This window comes from Saccharopolyspora sp. NFXS83, assembly GCF_026241095.1.
Lineage (GTDB): Bacteria > Actinomycetota > Actinomycetes > Mycobacteriales > Pseudonocardiaceae > Saccharopolyspora_C.
Genome location: NZ_JAPFGB010000002.1, coordinates 246,399 through 262,846, shown reverse-complemented (window position 1 = coordinate 262,846; position 16,448 = coordinate 246,399). Strand labels below are relative to the sequence as shown.

Annotated in this window: 19 protein-coding genes; 7 read left to right on the top strand and 12 right to left on the bottom strand. The window is 70.3% G+C overall.

Annotated features, from left to right (window positions below; genetic code table 11):
* Positions 1-142: 142 nt before the first annotated feature.
* On the top strand, positions 143-1,306 hold the full coding sequence (locus OOZ19_RS03475; protein WP_266088136.1) for a PucR family transcriptional regulator: 1,164 nt from the start codon (positions 143-145) through the stop codon (positions 1,304-1,306).
* Positions 1,307-1,416: 110 nt separating this feature from the next.
* Here the strand turns inward: OOZ19_RS03475 and OOZ19_RS03470 are convergent, their stop codons facing one another.
* A complete protein-coding gene (locus tag OOZ19_RS03470) occupies positions 1,417-2,307 on the bottom strand; it encodes a TIGR03619 family F420-dependent LLM class oxidoreductase (RefSeq protein WP_266088134.1) in 891 nt (296 codons plus the stop codon).
* A 35-nt stretch (positions 2,308-2,342) separates the two neighbouring features.
* Positions 2,343-2,612 (bottom strand): hypothetical protein, encoded by a 270-nt coding sequence (locus tag OOZ19_RS03465; RefSeq protein WP_266088132.1) that lies wholly within the window; start codon positions 2,610-2,612, stop codon positions 2,343-2,345.
* A 153-nt stretch (positions 2,613-2,765) separates the two neighbouring features.
* Between OOZ19_RS03465 and map the strand changes: the two genes are divergently transcribed.
* Positions 2,766-3,545: a type I methionyl aminopeptidase gene (gene map / locus OOZ19_RS03460; protein ID WP_266088130.1), complete on the top strand. Its 780-nt coding sequence runs from the start codon at positions 2,766-2,768 to the stop codon at positions 3,543-3,545.
* Positions 3,546-3,783: 238 nt separating this feature from the next.
* Here the strand turns inward: map and OOZ19_RS03455 are convergent, their stop codons facing one another.
* From OOZ19_RS03455 to OOZ19_RS03420, 8 genes are all read right to left on the bottom strand, one after another.
* Positions 3,784-4,332, bottom strand: coding sequence for a snapalysin family zinc-dependent metalloprotease (locus OOZ19_RS03455; protein WP_266088127.1), 549 nt, complete (start codon positions 4,330-4,332; stop codon positions 3,784-3,786).
* A 321-nt stretch (positions 4,333-4,653) separates the two neighbouring features.
* Complete coding sequence (locus OOZ19_RS03450; protein WP_266088125.1) at positions 4,654-5,535, bottom strand: sucrase ferredoxin; 882 nt, start codon at positions 5,533-5,535, stop codon at positions 4,654-4,656.
* Entirely contained in the window at positions 5,532-6,788 is a 1,257-nt protein-coding gene (locus OOZ19_RS03445; protein WP_266088123.1) for a cupin domain-containing protein, read from the bottom strand. Before OOZ19_RS03445 ends, OOZ19_RS03450 begins: the two co-directional genes overlap by 4 nt.
* Complete coding sequence (locus OOZ19_RS03440; protein ID WP_266088121.1) at positions 6,778-7,071, bottom strand: hypothetical protein; 294 nt, start codon at positions 7,069-7,071, stop codon at positions 6,778-6,780. Before OOZ19_RS03440 ends, OOZ19_RS03445 begins: the two co-directional genes overlap by 11 nt.
* 93 nt (positions 7,072-7,164) lie before the next feature.
* Positions 7,165-8,058, bottom strand: a complete 894-nt coding sequence (locus OOZ19_RS03435) for an LLM class F420-dependent oxidoreductase (RefSeq protein ID WP_266088119.1) — start codon at positions 8,056-8,058, stop codon at positions 7,165-7,167.
* A gap of 64 nt (positions 8,059-8,122) precedes the next feature.
* Entirely contained in the window at positions 8,123-8,275 is a 153-nt protein-coding gene (locus tag OOZ19_RS03430; RefSeq protein ID WP_266088117.1) for a hypothetical protein, read from the bottom strand.
* Entirely contained in the window at positions 8,254-9,402 is a 1,149-nt protein-coding gene (locus OOZ19_RS03425; protein WP_266088115.1) for an NAD(P)/FAD-dependent oxidoreductase, read from the bottom strand. Before OOZ19_RS03425 ends, OOZ19_RS03430 begins: the two co-directional genes overlap by 22 nt.
* A 5-nt stretch (positions 9,403-9,407) precedes the next feature.
* On the bottom strand, positions 9,408-9,878 hold the full coding sequence (locus OOZ19_RS03420) for a hypothetical protein (RefSeq protein WP_266088113.1): 471 nt from the start codon (positions 9,876-9,878) through the stop codon (positions 9,408-9,410).
* A 418-nt stretch (positions 9,879-10,296) separates the two neighbouring features.
* Here OOZ19_RS03420 and OOZ19_RS03415 point away from each other — a divergent pair, with 418 nt between their 5' ends.
* Genes OOZ19_RS03415 through OOZ19_RS03400 form a run of 4 tightly spaced genes read left to right on the top strand, consistent with a single transcriptional unit; the run spans position 10,297 to position 14,039 of the window.
* Positions 10,297-10,917 (top strand): hypothetical protein, encoded by a 621-nt coding sequence (locus tag OOZ19_RS03415; protein ID WP_266088111.1) that lies wholly within the window; start codon positions 10,297-10,299, stop codon positions 10,915-10,917.
* Positions 10,917-11,447, top strand: coding sequence for an NAD(P)-binding protein (locus tag OOZ19_RS03410; protein WP_266088109.1), 531 nt, complete (start codon positions 10,917-10,919; stop codon positions 11,445-11,447). Before OOZ19_RS03415 ends, OOZ19_RS03410 begins: the two co-directional genes overlap by 1 nt.
* A 48-nt stretch (positions 11,448-11,495) precedes the next feature.
* Positions 11,496-12,872 carry a GMC oxidoreductase gene (locus tag OOZ19_RS03405; protein WP_266088107.1) on the top strand — a complete coding sequence of 459 codons (1,377 nt, stop codon included), beginning with the start codon at positions 11,496-11,498 and terminating at the stop codon, positions 12,870-12,872.
* Between the two features lie 54 nt (positions 12,873-12,926).
* Complete coding sequence (locus tag OOZ19_RS03400; RefSeq protein ID WP_266088105.1) at positions 12,927-14,039, top strand: ferritin-like domain-containing protein; 1,113 nt, start codon at positions 12,927-12,929, stop codon at positions 14,037-14,039.
* An 81-nt stretch (positions 14,040-14,120) separates the two neighbouring features.
* Here OOZ19_RS03400 and OOZ19_RS03395 read toward each other — a convergent pair whose 3' ends face one another.
* Positions 14,121-15,131, bottom strand: a complete 1,011-nt coding sequence (locus tag OOZ19_RS03395) for an LLM class flavin-dependent oxidoreductase (protein ID WP_266088335.1) — start codon at positions 15,129-15,131, stop codon at positions 14,121-14,123.
* 232 nt (positions 15,132-15,363) lie between these two features.
* Here OOZ19_RS03395 and OOZ19_RS03390 point away from each other — a divergent pair, with 232 nt between their 5' ends.
* Positions 15,364-15,918, top strand: coding sequence for a glycerol-3-phosphate responsive antiterminator (locus OOZ19_RS03390; protein WP_266088103.1), 555 nt, complete (start codon positions 15,364-15,366; stop codon positions 15,916-15,918).
* Between the two features lie 37 nt (positions 15,919-15,955).
* On the opposite strand, the gene OOZ19_RS03385 is transcribed toward OOZ19_RS03390, so the two are convergent.
* The gene (locus tag OOZ19_RS03385; RefSeq protein WP_266088101.1) at positions 15,956-16,357 is read right to left on the bottom strand and encodes a nuclear transport factor 2 family protein; all 402 of its coding nucleotides are present in this window, start codon (positions 16,355-16,357) and stop codon (positions 15,956-15,958) included.
* Positions 16,358-16,448: the final 91 nt, after the last annotated feature.

Genomic DNA, 16,448 nt, shown 5'->3' with positions numbered 1-16,448 from the left:
TGCATCGACGGCGACATGACTGCCGCCGGGATTCAGCACACACTCGCATTGTGTGAACATCGCAGGCCATCCTAGAAGGACCCAACGTGAGCGGAGCCGTGTTGTGAAGACCTCCCAATCTCCTCGGCGCTACGACCCAGTCGTGGACGAGCTCGTCGAGCAGGCCGCCGAGCGCATGTGGGGCGTCTACCCGGGCTACCAGCCGGAGCGGTTCGACCGGTCGGAGCTCGATCCCGCGATCCGCGCCAACATCGAACTCGCGGTGGTCGCGCTCGGCCAGGGCCGGGGCCCGACCCTCGCCGAACTCGAACCGGCGCGGGCTCTCGGCGCGACTCGAGCCGATCAGTCGGTGCCGCTCGAATCGATCATCCAGGCCTACCGGCAGACCGAACGCGTGATCGTCCTCGACTTCCTCCAGCGGTCGCGGGAGTGGCCGCACGAGGAGGCGAACCGGGCAACGGCGCTGCTCATCTCGGTGTTCGACGAGCTGACCGACGCGATGATCGGTTCCTACCGGGACACCTCCAGCGCCCGCGAGGCGGCGCGACGGCAGGTGGAGGACGAGGTCGTCGCGGCGTTGGCGGACGGGATCGACAGCGACTCGACCCGGTTCGACCGGTGGATCCGGCTGCTCGACGTCGACGAGAACGGGTTCTGGACCGCCGCGGCCCTGCGCGGGCGGCCGAGCGATTCCGGGGAGCCGACCGCGCCGCAGCGCCAGGTCCTGCTGCGGCAGCTGGGACCTGACGTCGACGACGTCATCTGCGGCGAGCTCAACAACACGCTCGTGCTCCTGCTCCGCACGTGGGATCGCCGGGATCAGGTGGAGCAGGTCCTGGCTTCCGCGATGACCGGGATCGGCCAGGGCACGCCGTTGGCCTGCGGTCTCGGGACGGCCACCACGTCGCTGCGCACGGCCGCCCAGTCGTGCCGGCAGGCGCTCGCGTCGCTGCGGGTGTCGGCTTCGCCGACGTGGACGGGCGTCCCGGTCGTCGACTACCGGGACGTCGTCGTCGAGACCATGCTGCTCGCCGACCCGCTCGCCGCGGAGGCCCTGTACGCGAGCCGGATCGCGCCGCTCGAACCGCACCCTTACTTGATCGAGACGCTGGAAGCGTTGTCGGACAACCACTTGTCGCAGGCGGCGACGGCGCGGCGGTTGTTCGTGCACCTGAACACGATCGGCCACCGCCTGCAGCGGATCCGCGAGATCAGCGGCCTCGACCCGCTGCGCTTCCCGGACGTCCTGGAGTTCTCCCTCGCGATCCGCTGGCGGAAGATCCGCACGACCGACCCGACTCCCTGACGCCGATCGCGCGGTTCGCCGCGCCGATCTCCCGGCCGGGCCACCGCGATCCTTCGCGGCCCTGGCCCGGAGCCCGGCGGGACGGCCGCCTGCCGCCCCGCCGGGCGCGATCAGTCGAGGACGTGCGTGGCGAGGGCGTCGAGCATCCGGTGGTCCGCCGCCTGCGAGCGCATCTCGTCCGGAGTGCCGGGGTAGGTGTCGAACAGGACGTGCGTCGCCCCGAGCTCCGCGAGCCCGTCGAGGTCCCGGCGGACCTGGTCGAGCGTGCCCTGACCGGCCAGGCGCGCGTCATCGTCGAGCTCGGTGTCGGTGAGCAGCAGGGGAAGCCGCGGCGCGAAGTCGGGTGCCGCGCGACCGGCGTCCTCGGCGGCGCGCCGCAGCGCGGGCACGCCTTCGTCGCGCAGCCACGGGACCCGCTGGTTGTACGGGTGCCACGCGTCGCCGAACCGCACCGCCCGGCGGATCGCCGCGTGCCCGTTGCCGCCCACCCACAGCGGGGGACGGCGAGTCGGGAGCGGGCCGGTGGACACGTCGTCGAAGGAGACGAACTCGCCGTGGAAGGACAGCGTCTCCTCGGTCCAGGCCCGCGTCAGGACCTCCAGGTACTCGTCGGTCATCCGGCCGCGGCGTTCGAAGGGCAGGCCCAGCGCCTCGTACTCCTGGCGCGCCCAGCCGATCCCGGCCCCGAACAGGAGCCGCCCGCCGCTGAACCGGTCGAGGTTGGCGGTGACGCGTGCGGTGTGCAGCGGGTGGCGGTACGGCATGATCGCGACCGTCGTGCCGAGCTCGATCCGCTCGGTCTGCCCGGCGAGCCAGGCGAGCGTGGTGAACGGGTCGTAGAACGGCGCCGGGTACGGCTCGGCCGCGTCCGGCGTGACCGCGACGTGGTCGGAGATCATCGCGAAGCCGAACCCGCGATCCTCCGCGTACCGGGCCCAGCCCAGCAGGGTCGACGGGTCCGTGCCCGGCCCGAAGTTGAGTACGTTGACGCCGAATCGCACCCTTGGCTCCTACCCCTCGTGGATCTTCGTCTGCGTCACCAAGACTGTCGTCCACGAGGGATCCCGTCCAGGAGCGCCCGGTGAGGGCGAGGTGGCCAGCGCCGATCACGGCACGCGTAGCGCCAGCCGAAGTGCAGCGCGCCCGCCGCGCCGACCACCACACCGGCCCAGCTCACGATCACCGCCCACGGGGTCATGTCGCGCGTGCTCCACAGCAGCGAGACCACGACCAGCGCCACGGCGATCCAGAACCGCTCCGCGCAGCTCGCGCCCCGGCGGGCGGTCAGCGGCCGATCACCTCGCACGCGCACCTCCCGGACCGACGACCGACCGCCCGACCTCACCGACGGCACGAGCGCCACCGCGCCACTTCGGGCGTCGGGTGGATGGTATTTCTATACCGCGAACCTGCTACGGTATCGGTATAACTATACCGACGCGGAGGGCTTGAGGTACTCGTGATCGAACTGAAGACGGCTGCGGAGATCGAACGCATGCACGTGGCCGGGCGCTTCGTCGCCGAGGTGCTCTCCGAGGTGGGCCGGATCGCAGACGTGGGCGTCAACCTGATGGACCTGGAACACCACGCGCGCGGCATGATCGAACGACGCGGTGCGGAGTCGTGCTACTGGGACTACTCGCCGTCGTTCGGCAGGGGACCGTTCCGCAACGTCATCTGCCTGGCCGTCAACGACGCCGTCCTGCACGGGCTGCCGCACGACTACACCCTGCGCGACGGGGACGTGCTCACCGCGGACCTCGCGCTCGGCATCGACGGCTGGGTGGCCGACTCGGCGCGCACGGTCATCGTCGGCACCCCCGCCGAGGAGGACCTGCGGATCATCCGCGCCACCGAAGAAGCGCTGGAAGCGGCGATCGAGGTGGCCCGCCCGGGCAACCGCCTGGGCGACATCTCGGCTGCGATCTGGGCGGTGGCCCGCGACTACGGCTACCCGGTCAACACCGAGTTCGGCGGGCACGGCATCGGCCGCACCATGCACGGGGAGCCGCACGTGCCCAACAAGGGCAAAGCGGGGCGCGGCCTGAAGCTCCGGCGTGGCCTGACCCTCGCGCTGGAACCGTGGTTCGCCGCCACGACCGACCAGATCGTCTACGACGCCGATGGCTGGACCATCCGCTCGGCCGACGGTTCCCGCACCGCCCACTCCGAGCACACGATCGCCATCACCGAAGACGCCCCGCTCGTCCTCACCCGCAGGGAAGGCGAACACCACTAGGAGCCCGGCATGGCATCGTGCGCCTGCCGGCGGCGGAGCCGTGCCTCGCGGCCGAAGGCCGTGCCTGGATGCGCCTAGCGCATGGCCCACGTCGAGAACTCGACCACCGGCGGGTTCTCGGCGTTCTCCTCGCGAGGGCGGCGATTTCGCGCGCGGCGGCGCCACTCGCGAGATCGACCCCGCAGCGAGAAGAACGCCGAGCTTCCCCTAGCCGACCTTCACGCTGCCCCCGAGGGGATCAACGAGCAGGGGCTTCGGTGAACAGGCGGGGTTCGATTTCCGCTCCCTGCGCGAAGTTCTCCTCGATCTGGGCCTTCTCCTCGGGGTTGGCGAGGTTGTTCTTGCAGCCGGTCCCGGCGCTCGCCCCGGACATCAGGTCTTCGCAGACACCGGTCCGGTCGTCGGGCAGCCCGAAGATGTGCCCGATCTCGTGGGTGGCGATGCGCGGGATGTGGTGACCTTCGTTGACGGCCTGACGTCCCATCCACACCGTGCCGACGCCGAGGGATTCGGTTTGCGCGCGCGGCCATTCGTCGTCGGCGAGCACGGTGAGGTCGGCTTCGCCGCCGGTGGACTTCTCCAGTTTGACGTTGGTGAGCTGGCCGTTCCACACCTCGGCGGCCTCGTCGATGGCGGCCTGGAACTCCTCGGCCTGGCTGGCGTCGTAGGTGACGACGCGGGGTTCGGCGTAGTCGCTGGAGACGGCGCCGGCCAGCGGCGCACCCGCCACCAGCAGAACCGCGGTCGCCGCACCCGCGAGCGCGGTCGTCATCGAATACCTGGGCATGTGGGCTCCTCCGCTTCGGCCGTGTTCCGATGGCCTAGATGGACACGCCCGGAGGCTAGGCCCGCGATGTGCCCCGATCCGGGCCTTGGCGGGTAACCGCCACGACCCGCCTTACCTGGGGATCGCGTCGGCGATTCCGCGAGAACCCGCTCCGCCGCCGCCGACATCGGCCGCCGGGAGAAGCGGTACGAGCTGGGGTGATAGCCGCTGACACCTGGTGGTCGGTGGCTCGGCATCTCGCGGAGATGCGAGGGTGCGAAGCGGATGTGGCGCGATCAGGCGGGGAGGGTGCGCGGCTGGGCGACCGGTGTCCTCAGTGGACTACCGGAGCGCCACGAGGTCGAACACGCGCATCCGGCCCGGTGCGGTCGCGGCGCAGGTCAGTGGACGTCCGGTGTCGATCCACCGCTCGCGCAGCAGCACCGTGCAGGCGGGCTCGGCGAGTTCCACCCGCCAGCCGTCCGCCCCGTCGGATTCGACGCCGATCATGCGCAGCGCGTCGATCCCGGTTTTCCCGGTCACCGCCCGCGCGTGGTGCTGCGCGGCCTGCGCCGCGGGCGGGAGCGAGGTCCGGCCGCGGACCCAACGCGGATCGAGGCTCCCCGCGCGGTAGTGCCGCACGGCCTCGACCGCGTCCGGTACCGGAACGCCGCCGAGGAGGTAGCCGTGCGGCAGCAGGACCAGCGCGGGCGCGAACCGGCAGCCACCGACGTGGCTGCATTCCCAGGTGCGTCCCGGCGCGGTCGCCGCGAGCGCCGCCGCCACCGGGCGACCGCGCACCGCGCAGCAGGTGTCGTGCCTGCCGTGGGCGCAGACCAGGTTCAGCGGTCCCTCGACGATCTCGCCGGGGGAGTGCGCGGCGGCCGGTAGTTCGGCGTCCGCGGTGAACTGCCCGGCGCGGATCGACTCGTGACCGGGACGGGAATCCACGCGGAACCACTGGCGGGTCGACCCGCTGCGGGCAGCGCGTTCCGGTCGGCGCACGAGGACCAAGCGCGCGTTCCACGCGGTCCCCCACTCGGACAGCGCGGCGACGACGTCGGGGTCGAGACCTGATTCGGTCAGACCGTCGCGCCCCCACGGTCCGGGGTGTTCGATCAGGAACCAGCGGTCGGCGGGCGGCGCGGAGCCCTCCAGCGGATCACCCGCGGCCTGGGCGACGAACGAGCAGCGCGGCCAGATCGGTGCGGGCGGCCCCGTCACGGCGTGGTGGCCGGTACGAGCACGCCTTCCCGCAGCAGTCGGCGCACCAGCACCACCTGGTCGGCCTCGTCGGCTCCCGGCAGCTCTCCCACGCGGACCGTGCCGCCGGCGAGCAGCGCCCGCAGCGGCACCGCCGTCGCCGCGGGCAGCGCGAGCCGTCGGTCCGGCAGCTCCAGCACCACCTCGTCGTCCTGCTCCAGCAGCCGGTGGTGCAACCCGGTGCGCCGTCGCACGGCGTCACCCGCCGCCAGGCCTTCGGCGAACGCGGCACCGGCCACCGGTCGCACCGGCTCGGGCCGCCCACCCGACCAGACCGCGTCGCGGACGCGGCGTGCGACGGCGTCGGCGGACACGTCCCGCAGCGCGTCGGTCAGCGCCGAGCGCACCGAATCCAGGTGCGGGGCGAGTTGCGCCGGGTCGGCCACGTCGATGCCCAGCGGCAGCGAGGCGCGCAGGTCCTGGTCCTGCGCGCAGAGCGCGGTCAGCGCTTCCACCAGCGCGAACCGGGTGAGCACGTGCACGCCCACCGTCAGGTGCGCCGAGACGTCGCCGAGCGCGGTCGCGGCGTGCAGCCAGCCGCGCGGCACGTACATCGCGTCGCCCGGCTCCAGCGCGGTGTCGATCTCGGGCGGGGTCTCGCGGGCGCGGTCGGCCACCGCGCGGGCGTGGTCGTTCCAGGGCTGATCGCGCAGCGGGTCGGCGTGCACGGGAGCGTGCACCGTCCAGTGCTTGCGCCCGGCGAGCTGGAGCACGAACACGTCGTGCACGTCGTAGTGCGCGGAGAACCCGCGCGAGGACGGCGGTGTCACGTAAGCGTTGGCCTGCACGGGATGCCCGAGCTCCTCGGCGAGCGCCGCGGTGAAGTCGATGACGCCGGACCAGGTCCGGTGCAGCGCCTGCAGCACCACCGTGGTGCCTTCGCCGAAGAGCGCGGCCACCTTGTCGTCGCGCACCTGGTCGCCGATCTCCGCGCCGACCCCGCCGGAGCCGGTGAACCACTCGGAGCCGACCACCGCGCCTTCCCGCGCGAGCCGCAGGAACGGCGTGCGCAGGCCCCGGCGCGAGAGCAGTTCATCGACCCCGTCGAGGTCGAGCACGTCACGGAAGGCGTCGGGATCGGCGCCCCGCACCAGCAACGGCTCGCGTCCCCAGTGCCGGTCGCCGAACCCGTCCACGTCCGGGCCGACCACCCGCGCCAGCGCCGCCGGGGGAGCGGCGGCGCTCTCCGCTGGTTCGCTGAGCTCAGCGGGCACCGCTGTCCGCTCCGCCGTCGGCGCCGCCGTCGTGCTGTCCGGGGGTGCCGCGGCCGGTGCCGGAGTCCGCAGGCCCTTCGGCGCTGCCGTCGGCGCCGCCGTCGTGCTGACCGGGAGTGCCTTGTCCCGCACCGGAATCGGCCGGGCCTTCGGCGCCGCCATCGGCGCCGCCGTCAGCGCCGCCGTCGTGCTGTCCGGGGGTGCCGCGGCCCGCGCCCGAGTCGGCCGGGCCTTCGGCACCGCCGCCGTCGGAAGTCCTGATGTCATCGTCGTCGAGTGCCACGAATCCTCCTCGTGTTGTGACCGACCACAGCAACGTTCCTCCGGCGTACCCCGGTCCGGCGCGCGTCATGCCGCGCCGACCCGAAAGGGACCGTCAGCTCAATCCCAGGGCCGGGGCCAGTTCGCGGAGGACGGGCAGCGGGTCCTCCGATTGGTCGTCGCCGAGGACCTGGACCAGCACGTGGTCGGCACCGGCGTCCAGGTGCCGCTTGACGTGCGCGGCGAGCGCCTCCGCGTCGCCCATGGCGACCATGCCGTCGGCCAACCGTTCGGAGCCGCCGACGACCAGGTCGGACTCGTCGAACCCCTGGCGCAGCCAGGAGTTCTGGTAGTTCGGCAGCTGCGAGTACATGTGCAGGTGCTGGTGCGCGCGCCGCAGGCCGGTCTCCCGGTCGGTGGTGAGGGCGACCGCCTGCTCGCTGACGACCCACTTGTCCGGGCCGAGCTGTTCCCGAGTGCTCGCGGTCTGCCCGGGAGTCACCAGGTACGGGTGCGCCCCGTCGGCGGCGGTCCCGGAGAGCTCGATCATCTTCGGTCCCAGCGCGGCCAGCAGCCGGGCCGGGCGCTGGTCGTTCGGTTCGATCTCGTCCGAGACGGCGTCCATGGTCCGCAGGTAGTCGCGCATGGTGCTCAGCGGTTTGGCGTAGGTGCCCGCGTAGCTGTGCTCCACCAGCGGCGCGTGGCTGACTCCCAGCCCGAGCACGAACCGGCCCGGGTGCAGCGCCCCGAGCGTGCGGGAGGCGGTTTCGCTGGCCGGGGCGCTTCGGGCGTGGATGTTGGCGATGCCGGTGCCGACCACGAGCCGCTCGGTGCCGCCCAGCAGGGCAGCGGCCTGGGTGAAGGTCTCCTTGCCGCCGGCTTCGCCGTAGAACAGCGACGCGTACCCGAGCTGCTCGATCTCGCGGGCACGGGCGATCACGTCGTTGATCGGCCACAGGTCGCTGGTCCACCAGACGCCGACACGAGAACTGAAGTTGATTTCAGGCATTCCGCCGAGGCTACCGGCGCCCGCGGCGCTTTCCCCGTCGTGGCTGCCGCTGGTCGCGCGCGGTTCACGCTTTCGCGGTGTCGTCGACGGCGGCGGACTGCCCTGGCACTTCGACGTCCTGGTCGGACGTCCGCGGCGTGTAGTAGGCGAACGCCGCACCGGCCGGGTCGGCGAGGGTCGACACCGGGGACTTCTTCAAGTACAGGTCGATCGACACTGCGACGGCGGCTCCTTGCCCGGCGGCTTGGGCGATGCGCTGCACGACGCCAGCGAGCGCACGTCGCCGATGGCGAACAGCCCTGGGACCACGGTCTGCATCGGCAACGGCGTGGCGAACACCTCGTTGGGTTGCTCGGTGCGGATGAAGCGCTTCTTGTCCAGCAGCTTGTTGCCGAACCGCACGTCCAGATCGTTGAGCCAGGTCGTGCTGGGCACTCCGCCGATCAGGGCGTACACCCGGTCCACGTCGAGCGACTCGGGTCGCGCGTCCTTGTGCTTGATCTTGATCTGGGTCAGGTGGGTGTCGTCACCTGCGAAGTCGACGACGTCGTAGGGCTGCTTCAGGACGATGAGCTTCCGCTGCATGAGTTCGTCGATCTGCTTCTTCAGCGCGGTCCCCATGCTGAACTCGCCCCGGACCACCATGGTGACTCCGGCGCCGTGCTGGGCGAACATCACGGCCGCGCGCCCGGCGGTGTCGCCTGCCCCCACGATCGCGATCCGCTTGCCGCGGACGGTGGCGTCGGCGTCCGCTAAAACTGCGTCGTAGTAGAGGCCCCGGTCGGCGTACTTGTCCTCGTTGTTCGCTCCGCTGCCGTCCTTCGGGATCACGCGGCGCGGGACGCGTCCGCTGGCGACCACCACGATCCCGGCGGTCACCACTGCGGGCTGCTCACCTTCGGCGTGCCAGTGCACCCGGAACCGCCGCGATGCCGGAGTGGCGAGCTGCTCGATCTTGGTGGCCCTCAGGCCGGGGAGGACGTGGGCGTCGAGGTTGAACGTCTGGTTCAGTCCGCGCTGCACGAGGTCGGATGCCGCCACTCCGCCAGGAAAGCCGTAGTGGTTGTCGATGCGGTTGATGCTGGTGCCCGCCTGTCCGCCGACCGCGTCGTCCTCCAGCACGAGGGTGGTGAGGCCCAGCCCGGCGCCCGAGATGGCCGTCGACATGCCCGCAGGACCACCACCCACGATGACGAGGTCGTAGTCCTTGTTCGCGATGTTCTCGTCCGGGGAGACGAAGTTCAGCAGCTTCGCCAGCTCCAGCGGTGAAGGATCGGCCTTCCAAGTGGGTCCCACCCGGACGGTGACGTTCTGCCCGTTGTTCTCCCGCAACGTGAACGGCACGCGGTTCAGCTGCAGGACCGCTTCACCCGCTGCATCCGCGCGGCGTGCGGGGGGCCTTCGACCTGCACGGCCGCCACGTCGGTGCCGCCGGAGCGGAGCAGGTGCACGAAGTGGTACATCAGCGCTTCGCCGTCCGGTTCGGGGACGAAGCGGACGATCCCGTCGTCGCCGGCTTCTTGGGGCTTGGCGGTGAGCAGGCCGCGCAGCCGGAGACCGGTGCCCACCGGCTCGGTCTTGATCTGCTTGAGGAAGTCGATCCCGGACGCTCCGCCGCCCAGGTCCTCGGCGGCGAGCAGCACTCGTGTGGTGGCCGTGCTCGGCATGCGGTTCAGGATCGTCCGCGCCTCGGCGGCATCCGCGGCCCGGATGATCCGGCAGTCGCCGCCGACCCAGTTCGCCATGCTCCGGGCCAGTTCCGCTGCTCGCGCGGCGTCGGGTTCCACCGCGACGACGTACATGTTCACATCGATTCGCATTGCTGCGATCTCCATTTCGATTAATCCCGCGCTGTTCTGCATAGGGGCCGTGGAAGCGGGATCTGGAAAGCCGGTTGCAGGCCGCTTTGAGTGGCTCGATCGTGCCGGTGGTTCCACGAGGATTCGGCAGTGCGATGGCGGTCCAGAAATGGGCGAACCGATGTTGCAGTCGCCGAGGAGGGCGTGCAACTCGGGGTGGTCGAAGCTTTTTCGGATTCACCGCAGATCGTCCTCGTCCTGGTAGTGCGCCCGTTCGTGCGTGTCCGGAAGGTTGCTCCAGGAGTTTCAGGGGGGCGATTGTCACGCGAAAATACTTCGCATTCGTGGAATATGACGGACGAGGCGTTTCCGTTGTCGGTGAGGGTTTCGTCATGTCCTGCGATGCCTGGCTTCGGCTGTTAGTCTTCCGGCGCTCAGAATGGGAATGGTGGTGATAAGAATGACTTCTTCGGCTACCTCGGATGCCATTCCGGAACAGGTCGGAGAGCGACCGGCGAAAAAGAAACCTGAACAGGTCGAAGTCAAGGATCTGCGTGAAGATCCGCGCTATTTCATCGACATGTCCGTCCCGCTCAGCGGATTCGATCCGCTGGCGCTGCAGGGCACCGGAATGACCGAGCTCTACCTGCGGGTCGCGCTGGAGCACTCGGGCTCCGCCGTCCTGTTGCAGCTGTACCGGCATTGCGCGACGGAGAGGGAGGAGAAGAAGAAGGATCCGAACCGGGACTTCCGCCTCCCCGAGGCCCGGCATGTGAGCGCGGTGGCGTGTGCGATCGCGAAGATGTGGTACTTGGGTGCCTGGTACGGGTTCTCCGCGCAGGTTTACGCGGTCCTCGTCGAAGAGGCCGGGAAGACCGCCGAGCGGCTCGCGCCGAACGAGCCGTACATGGTCTCGCCGGACGCGTACGTCAACGGCTTGCTGTGGCAGTTGACCGGTGGGCACGTGCCCGGTGCGAAACCGCCGGGCTTCGGCAGCTGGGCGAAACGACCGGTTCCGATCCCCCCGACGCCGACCGGACCGTACGAGGAGACCATCTGATGAGCCAGGACAACTACGCAGAAGGACAGCACTACGACGCCGTGATCGTCGGGTCCGGGGTCTACGGCAGCCTCGTCGCCAAACGCCTCGGCGAACGCGGTTGGCGCGTGCTCGTGCTGGAAGCGGGGACCACCGCGGCGGCCAGCTGGGAGGGCTACACCGAAGCGGTCCGCGGCTTCCGCGCCGCGCTGACCAAATCCCCCAACTCGCCGTACCTGCCGAACCCGGCCGCGCCGTCTCCGGACGCCACCGATCCCGACGGCTACTTCGTGCAGAACCCGGTCGTCTCCCCCTACGGCAGCGACTACCTGCGGGCGCGCGGGGGGACCACCCTGCACTGGGAGGGAGTGGTGCCGCGGATGCACGAAGCCGACCTGCTGATGCACACCCGCTACGAGCACGGGCGGGATTGGCCGTTCGCGCACGAGACGGGGCCTGGCGGTGTCGAGCGGCTCTCCCCGAAAGTCCTGGCCGACCTGCGCAAGTACTACAAGCAGGCCGAGTTCGAGCTCGGCGTCTCCGGCAACTAGGCGCTGCTCGAAGGCAGCGGCATCACGATCCCGGACTACGTCTACCCGATGCACGAGATCCCGCAGACCTACCTCGATCAGCAGCTCGCGGAAGGGATCGGGGACCTGGAGGTCACCCTCGACCGGGCGGGCGGACACAAGGTGAGCCCGCGGCTCGCGCCGGCGCCGCAGGCGCGCAACGGCACGCCGAACGCCGAGTACGACAACGGACGGGGTTACCGGCCGCACGGCGCGGTGGGCATGCCGAACTACGGCGAGCGCTGCGTGGGCAATTCCAGTTGCATCCCGATCTGCCCCGTGCAGGCGAAGTACACGCCGCTGCGCACCCAGGCGCAGTGCGACCCGGACTTGGTCGCCATCGCCACCCGCCGGGTCGTCAACCGGGTGCTGTTCCGGGAGAACGGCCGTGCCACCGGTGTCGAGTACCAGGTCTACGACGACCCGCGCTCGACGGCGGCGTCCACGCACTACGTCACCGGGTCGGTGGTCGTGCTGGCCGCGCACGCGATCGAGAACGCCAAGCTGCTGCTCGCCTCGGACGTGCGGAACCAGGCCGTCGGGCGGCACCTGATGGATCACCCCCTGGTGGTCACCCAGGCGCTCGTGCCGGAGGAGCTGAGCCGGAACCTCGGCCCGCACCGCGGCCCTGCGGCGACGTCGTTCATCGACCAGTTCCGCGACGGCCCGTGGCGGGAGTCGATGGCCGCGTTCCGCGTTGGAGTGTTCAACTGGGGCTGGGGGTTCAAGGCGGAGTCGTTCTCCCGCGAGGTCCGCGCGCTGGCGGACCACGGCACCCTCACGCCGACGAACGGATCCGACGGGCCGAACTCCCCGATGATCGGCCGGAAGATGCGCCAAGCGCTCGTCGAGCACATGCCCCGGCAGTTCCAGCTCGAATTCATGTTGGAGCAGACGCCGAAGTGGACCAACCGGGTCACCATCGACCGCGCGCACCGGGATCGCCTCGGCAACTTCCGGCCCGTGATCAGCTACGGCATCGACGAGTACGTGCGCGCGGGAGTGCGGCAGGCCATCGAGGTCTCCGAGCAGATCAACGCGAAGCTGGGCGCGAAGGAGTGGAACTTCACCCCGAGGAAGCGCACCGAACACCGCAAGGGCGAGGAGACGGTCATCGAGATCCTCCAAGCCGGCAACCACGGCCACCACTACGAGGTCCTCGGCGCTCGCCACGGCGCCGGGACCCACCTGATGGGCACCGAACCCACGACCTCCGTGGTCGACGAGTACCAGCGCTGCCACCAGCACCAGAACCTGTACGCGGTCGGCTGCGGCAGCATGGTCACGATCGGGACCTCGAACCCCACGCTCACCGGCGCGATGCTGGCGCTGCGTAGCGCCGATCAGATGCATCGCGATCTGATGGAACTGAACCGGCCGGCGAACATCGCCGCCCGCGTCGGCTGACCCGCCACGTTCTTGCTCGGCCACCTGAACCGACTCGTAGGAGACGCGCGCCCGATGGCACCCACCTTCGACAACGAGAACTTCGACCCCAAGGACCTGACCGAAACCCCGGATCTCCCGCAACTGCGCCACTTCCTGCAGGCGGCGCTGCAGATCGAGCTGACCACGATCCCGCTGTACCTGACCGCGATGTACAGCATCCGGCCAGGTGCCAACGAGGAATCGTTCTACGTCATGCGCTCGGTCGTGCTCGAAGAGATGCTGCACATGACGCTGGCCGCCAACCTGATCAACGCCCTGGGCGGAAAGCCGATCTTGGACAAGGTGCGGAACATCCCGCACTACCCGGCGAAGGCGCCGTACTCCGCGGAATCCGTCGCGCCGTTCCCGCTGCGGCACTTCTCGCCCGAGGCGCTGGACATGTTCATCGCCATCGAGAGCCCGCCGTACGGCAAGCCGCATTGGGACGATCGCGGCTGGCACACGATCGGTCAGTTCTACGGGATCATCGACCGCGGACTGCGGAACCTCGTCGAACGCGAGGGGGAGAAGGCGGTCTTCCTGGGCGAACACGCACGGCAGGTCGGGCCGGACGACTTCTACAACTCCGGCGGCGAGGCGTTCGCCGTCACCGATCTCGCGTCGGCCAGGAAGGCCATCGAGGTGATCGTGGAGGAAGGCGAGGGGCTCGATGAATCGATCTTCAGCCGCGATGACCGGTTGTTCGACGAACAGCGGCAGGAAGCGCACTACTTCCGGTTCCGGCAGATCCGGCACGCGCGCCGGTACGGGCCGCACGACACTCCTTCCGATCGGCCCAGCGGCGCCCCGATCGAGGTGGACTGGTCCGCGGCCTACGCCTTCAAACCCGGTGCGATGAATCTGCAGGACCCGCGGATGGCCTCGGCCAAGAAGCTGATCGACGGGTTCAACGCGCAGTACACCGGGCTGATCAAGGGGCTGAACCAGGCGTTCAACGGGCAGCCGCAGGTCCTCAGGGACGCCATCCCCGCGATGCTCGAACTGCGCTACCTGGCCGAGGAGATCCACCGCACGCCGCACCCGCTGCACGAAGGGCTGCACCTGCACCCGACCTACCAGGTCCGCAAGGACCTCCTGGAACCGAGCGCCGCCGCGGAGCAGGCCGAGGCCCCGGCCCGGATCTGATCCGACGCGGGAGGGCCGCCCGCAGCGGCATCGGGCGGCCCTCGGCGTCGCGCCCCCGGCGCTTCGGGAGCCGGCTCGCGCTCACTCCGCCGGGTGCCAGCCCAGGGAGGGGCCCAGCTTCGTGGCCATGTCGGTGAGGATCTGGACGTAGTCGTCGTGGTCGAAGTCGAACGGGAGCGCGAACGCGACTTCGTCCACCGCGCGGAACGCCGCGTGCCCGGACAGCCGTTCGGCGAGCTGGGCGGAGTCGCCCACCAGGTCGGGGGCGTACATCATCCGGGCCGGTCCGTGCGGGGTCGTGGTGCGCGGCAACCGGTCCGCCGCGTAGGCGGCGTACTTGGCGCGCTGCGCTGGAGTGGCGCTGTCGGTGGGGATCACCACCAGCCCCTGTGAGACCCGTGCGCGCTGCCCGGCGGGGTGGTGGGCGCGGAACTCCTCGATCAAACCGAGCTGGATCTGCTCGAAGTCCTCGGAGCGTTCGGCCTTGACCACGCTGCTGATCAGCAGGTTCAGCCCTCGCCGTCCCGCCCAGGCAGCCGAGCGGAGGCTGCCGCCGCCGTACCAGAGCCGGTCGGCCAAGCCGGGGGAGTGCGGCTGCACGCGGTCGGAGAACACCTCGATGCCCTCGGTGCCGCGGAACTCCGCGGCCGGTGCACCGCGCAGGAAGTCGATCAAGCGCTCGGCCCGGCCGTAGCCGAGGTCCTCCTGCTCGGCGGTGTCCGGGTACAGCGCCGAGCGGACCCGGTCGAAGTGCATCGGAGGTCCGGCGCTGACACCGGGGTTGAGCCGCCCGCCGGAGAACACGTCGACCGTCGCCAGGTCCTCGGCCAGCCGCAGCGGGTTCTCCCAGCCCAGCGGGATCACCGCGGTGCCCAGCTCGATCCGGCTGGTGCGCTGGGTGAGCGCGGCTAGCACCGCGGTGGGTGAGGAGATGCCGTACTGCAGGTGGCGGTGGCGCAACCACGCCGAGTCGAACCCCAGCTGCTCGCCCAGCTCCACGATCTCCAGCGTCGACTCGTGGCCCGGGCGGGGGTCGTCCCCGTCGAACAGCCCGATCGTCAGGAATCCCAGCTTGCGCAGGGGTTTCACCAGCTCGGACACGGTGTCCTCCGTCCAGTCGCTCCGGTCACGGCTCTCAACACGACCGCGCGTGCTGGTAGTCCCGCGGCGGTGGCCGTCCCAACCGGCGGGATGCGAGCGGGCCCGGCTGGCGGCGGCTGCCGGCTCCGATGACGAATTCCGCGTGGTCAGCGGCTCGCGAGGGTGGACCTCCGCATCGGACCGGGTGCTCGGAGTTCCGGCGCCGTGGCATGATTCGGGCACCATGCACGAACTTCTGCGCGACGATCCGGTGATCGCGAGCGTCAAGGACGAGGCGGGGCTGCGGGCCGTGCTGCGTTCGGACCGCTCGGTGGTGTTCCTGCTGTTCGGGACGATCCTCACCGTTCCCCGGCTGGTCGGGGAGTTGAAGCAGGCGGGCAAGACGGTCCTGGTCAACGTCGACATGGTGGAAGGGCTCGTCGGCAAGGAGATCGCCGTCCGCTACCTGCGGGAGAACACGCGCGCCGACGGCCTGCTCAGCTCCAAGGCGGCGGTGGTCAAGGCGGCCCGGAGCCACGGATTGCACGCGGTGCACCGCTTCTTCCTGGTCGACTCGTTCTCGTACCACAACCTGGCGAAGCAGATCGAGCTGTCCAAGCCCGATTTCGTCGAGATCCTCCCGGGATGCGTGCCGCGGGTGATCAGCTGGCTGCGCGCGGACATCGACGTGCCGATCATCGCCGGGGGACTGGTGTGCGACAAGGAGGACGTGGTGGCCGCCTTGGGGGCGGGTGCGGCGGCCATCGCCTCCTCCAACACCGACGTCTGGGCGATGTGAGCCGCTGACGTCGGGAGTTCTTCAGGGCGCGGGGCCGTTACTCGGAGAACGCGGCGAGAGCCCGGGCCGTGTCGATGTACTCCCTGGCCGCCACCACTTTCGCGTCCCTGAACTCGAACGCGAAATGATATGCCTGGTCGAGATGCTTCCCGTTGTGCAACCGAGCGCGTGAAACCGCCTCGACGGCGGCGCCCGCCTCATCCGCGATCACGTTCGTCACCGTCACGCTGATGGCGTCGGGCAGCGATGCGTGGAAGTGCTCCATGTGCTCGATGAAGGCGACTTTCGACATGCTCCCGGAAACCGGGAACGAGCTCGGGTCGGCCATCACCGTCCACACGGCGGCGGCGTCGAGGATGTCGGAGGCATCGGAGAGCCGGCCTGTTGACAGCCCCTCGACGAGGCGCTGGGCCGACTCCCGGTTCTGCTCGATCGTCATGTTCGCTCCCATCGTCGGACGGGGTGCGCCTGCTCGCCGCCCTGCTTCCGCGTCGAGTGTTCCACGCGCTCGCGCGTGAACTTCCCGAGCG

Bases quoted from the DNA above. Each gene is read 5' to 3' on its own strand.
- OOZ19_RS03455 (WP_266088127.1), bottom strand. From the start codon at position 4,332: ATGCCCAGGTATTCGATGACGACCGCGCTCGCGGGTGCGGCGACCGCG.
- OOZ19_RS03400 (WP_266088105.1), top strand. From the start codon at position 12,927: ATGGCACCCACCTTCGACAACGAGAACTTCGACCCCAAGGACCTGACC.
- OOZ19_RS03385 (WP_266088101.1), bottom strand. From the start codon at position 16,357: ATGACGATCGAGCAGAACCGGGAGTCGGCCCAGCGCCTCGTCGAGGGG.
- OOZ19_RS03415 (WP_266088111.1), top strand. From the start codon at position 10,297: ATGGGAATGGTGGTGATAAGAATGACTTCTTCGGCTACCTCGGATGCC.
- OOZ19_RS03405 (WP_266088107.1), top strand. From the start codon at position 11,496: ATGCACGAGATCCCGCAGACCTACCTCGATCAGCAGCTCGCGGAAGGG.
- OOZ19_RS03435 (WP_266088119.1), bottom strand. From the start codon at position 8,058: ATGCCTGAAATCAACTTCAGTTCTCGTGTCGGCGTCTGGTGGACCAGC.
- OOZ19_RS03390 (WP_266088103.1), top strand. From the start codon at position 15,364: ATGCACGAACTTCTGCGCGACGATCCGGTGATCGCGAGCGTCAAGGAC.
- OOZ19_RS03410 (WP_266088109.1), top strand. From the start codon at position 10,917: ATGAGCCAGGACAACTACGCAGAAGGACAGCACTACGACGCCGTGATC.
- OOZ19_RS03420 (WP_266088113.1), bottom strand. From the start codon at position 9,878: ATGCGAATCGATGTGAACATGTACGTCGTCGCGGTGGAACCCGACGCC.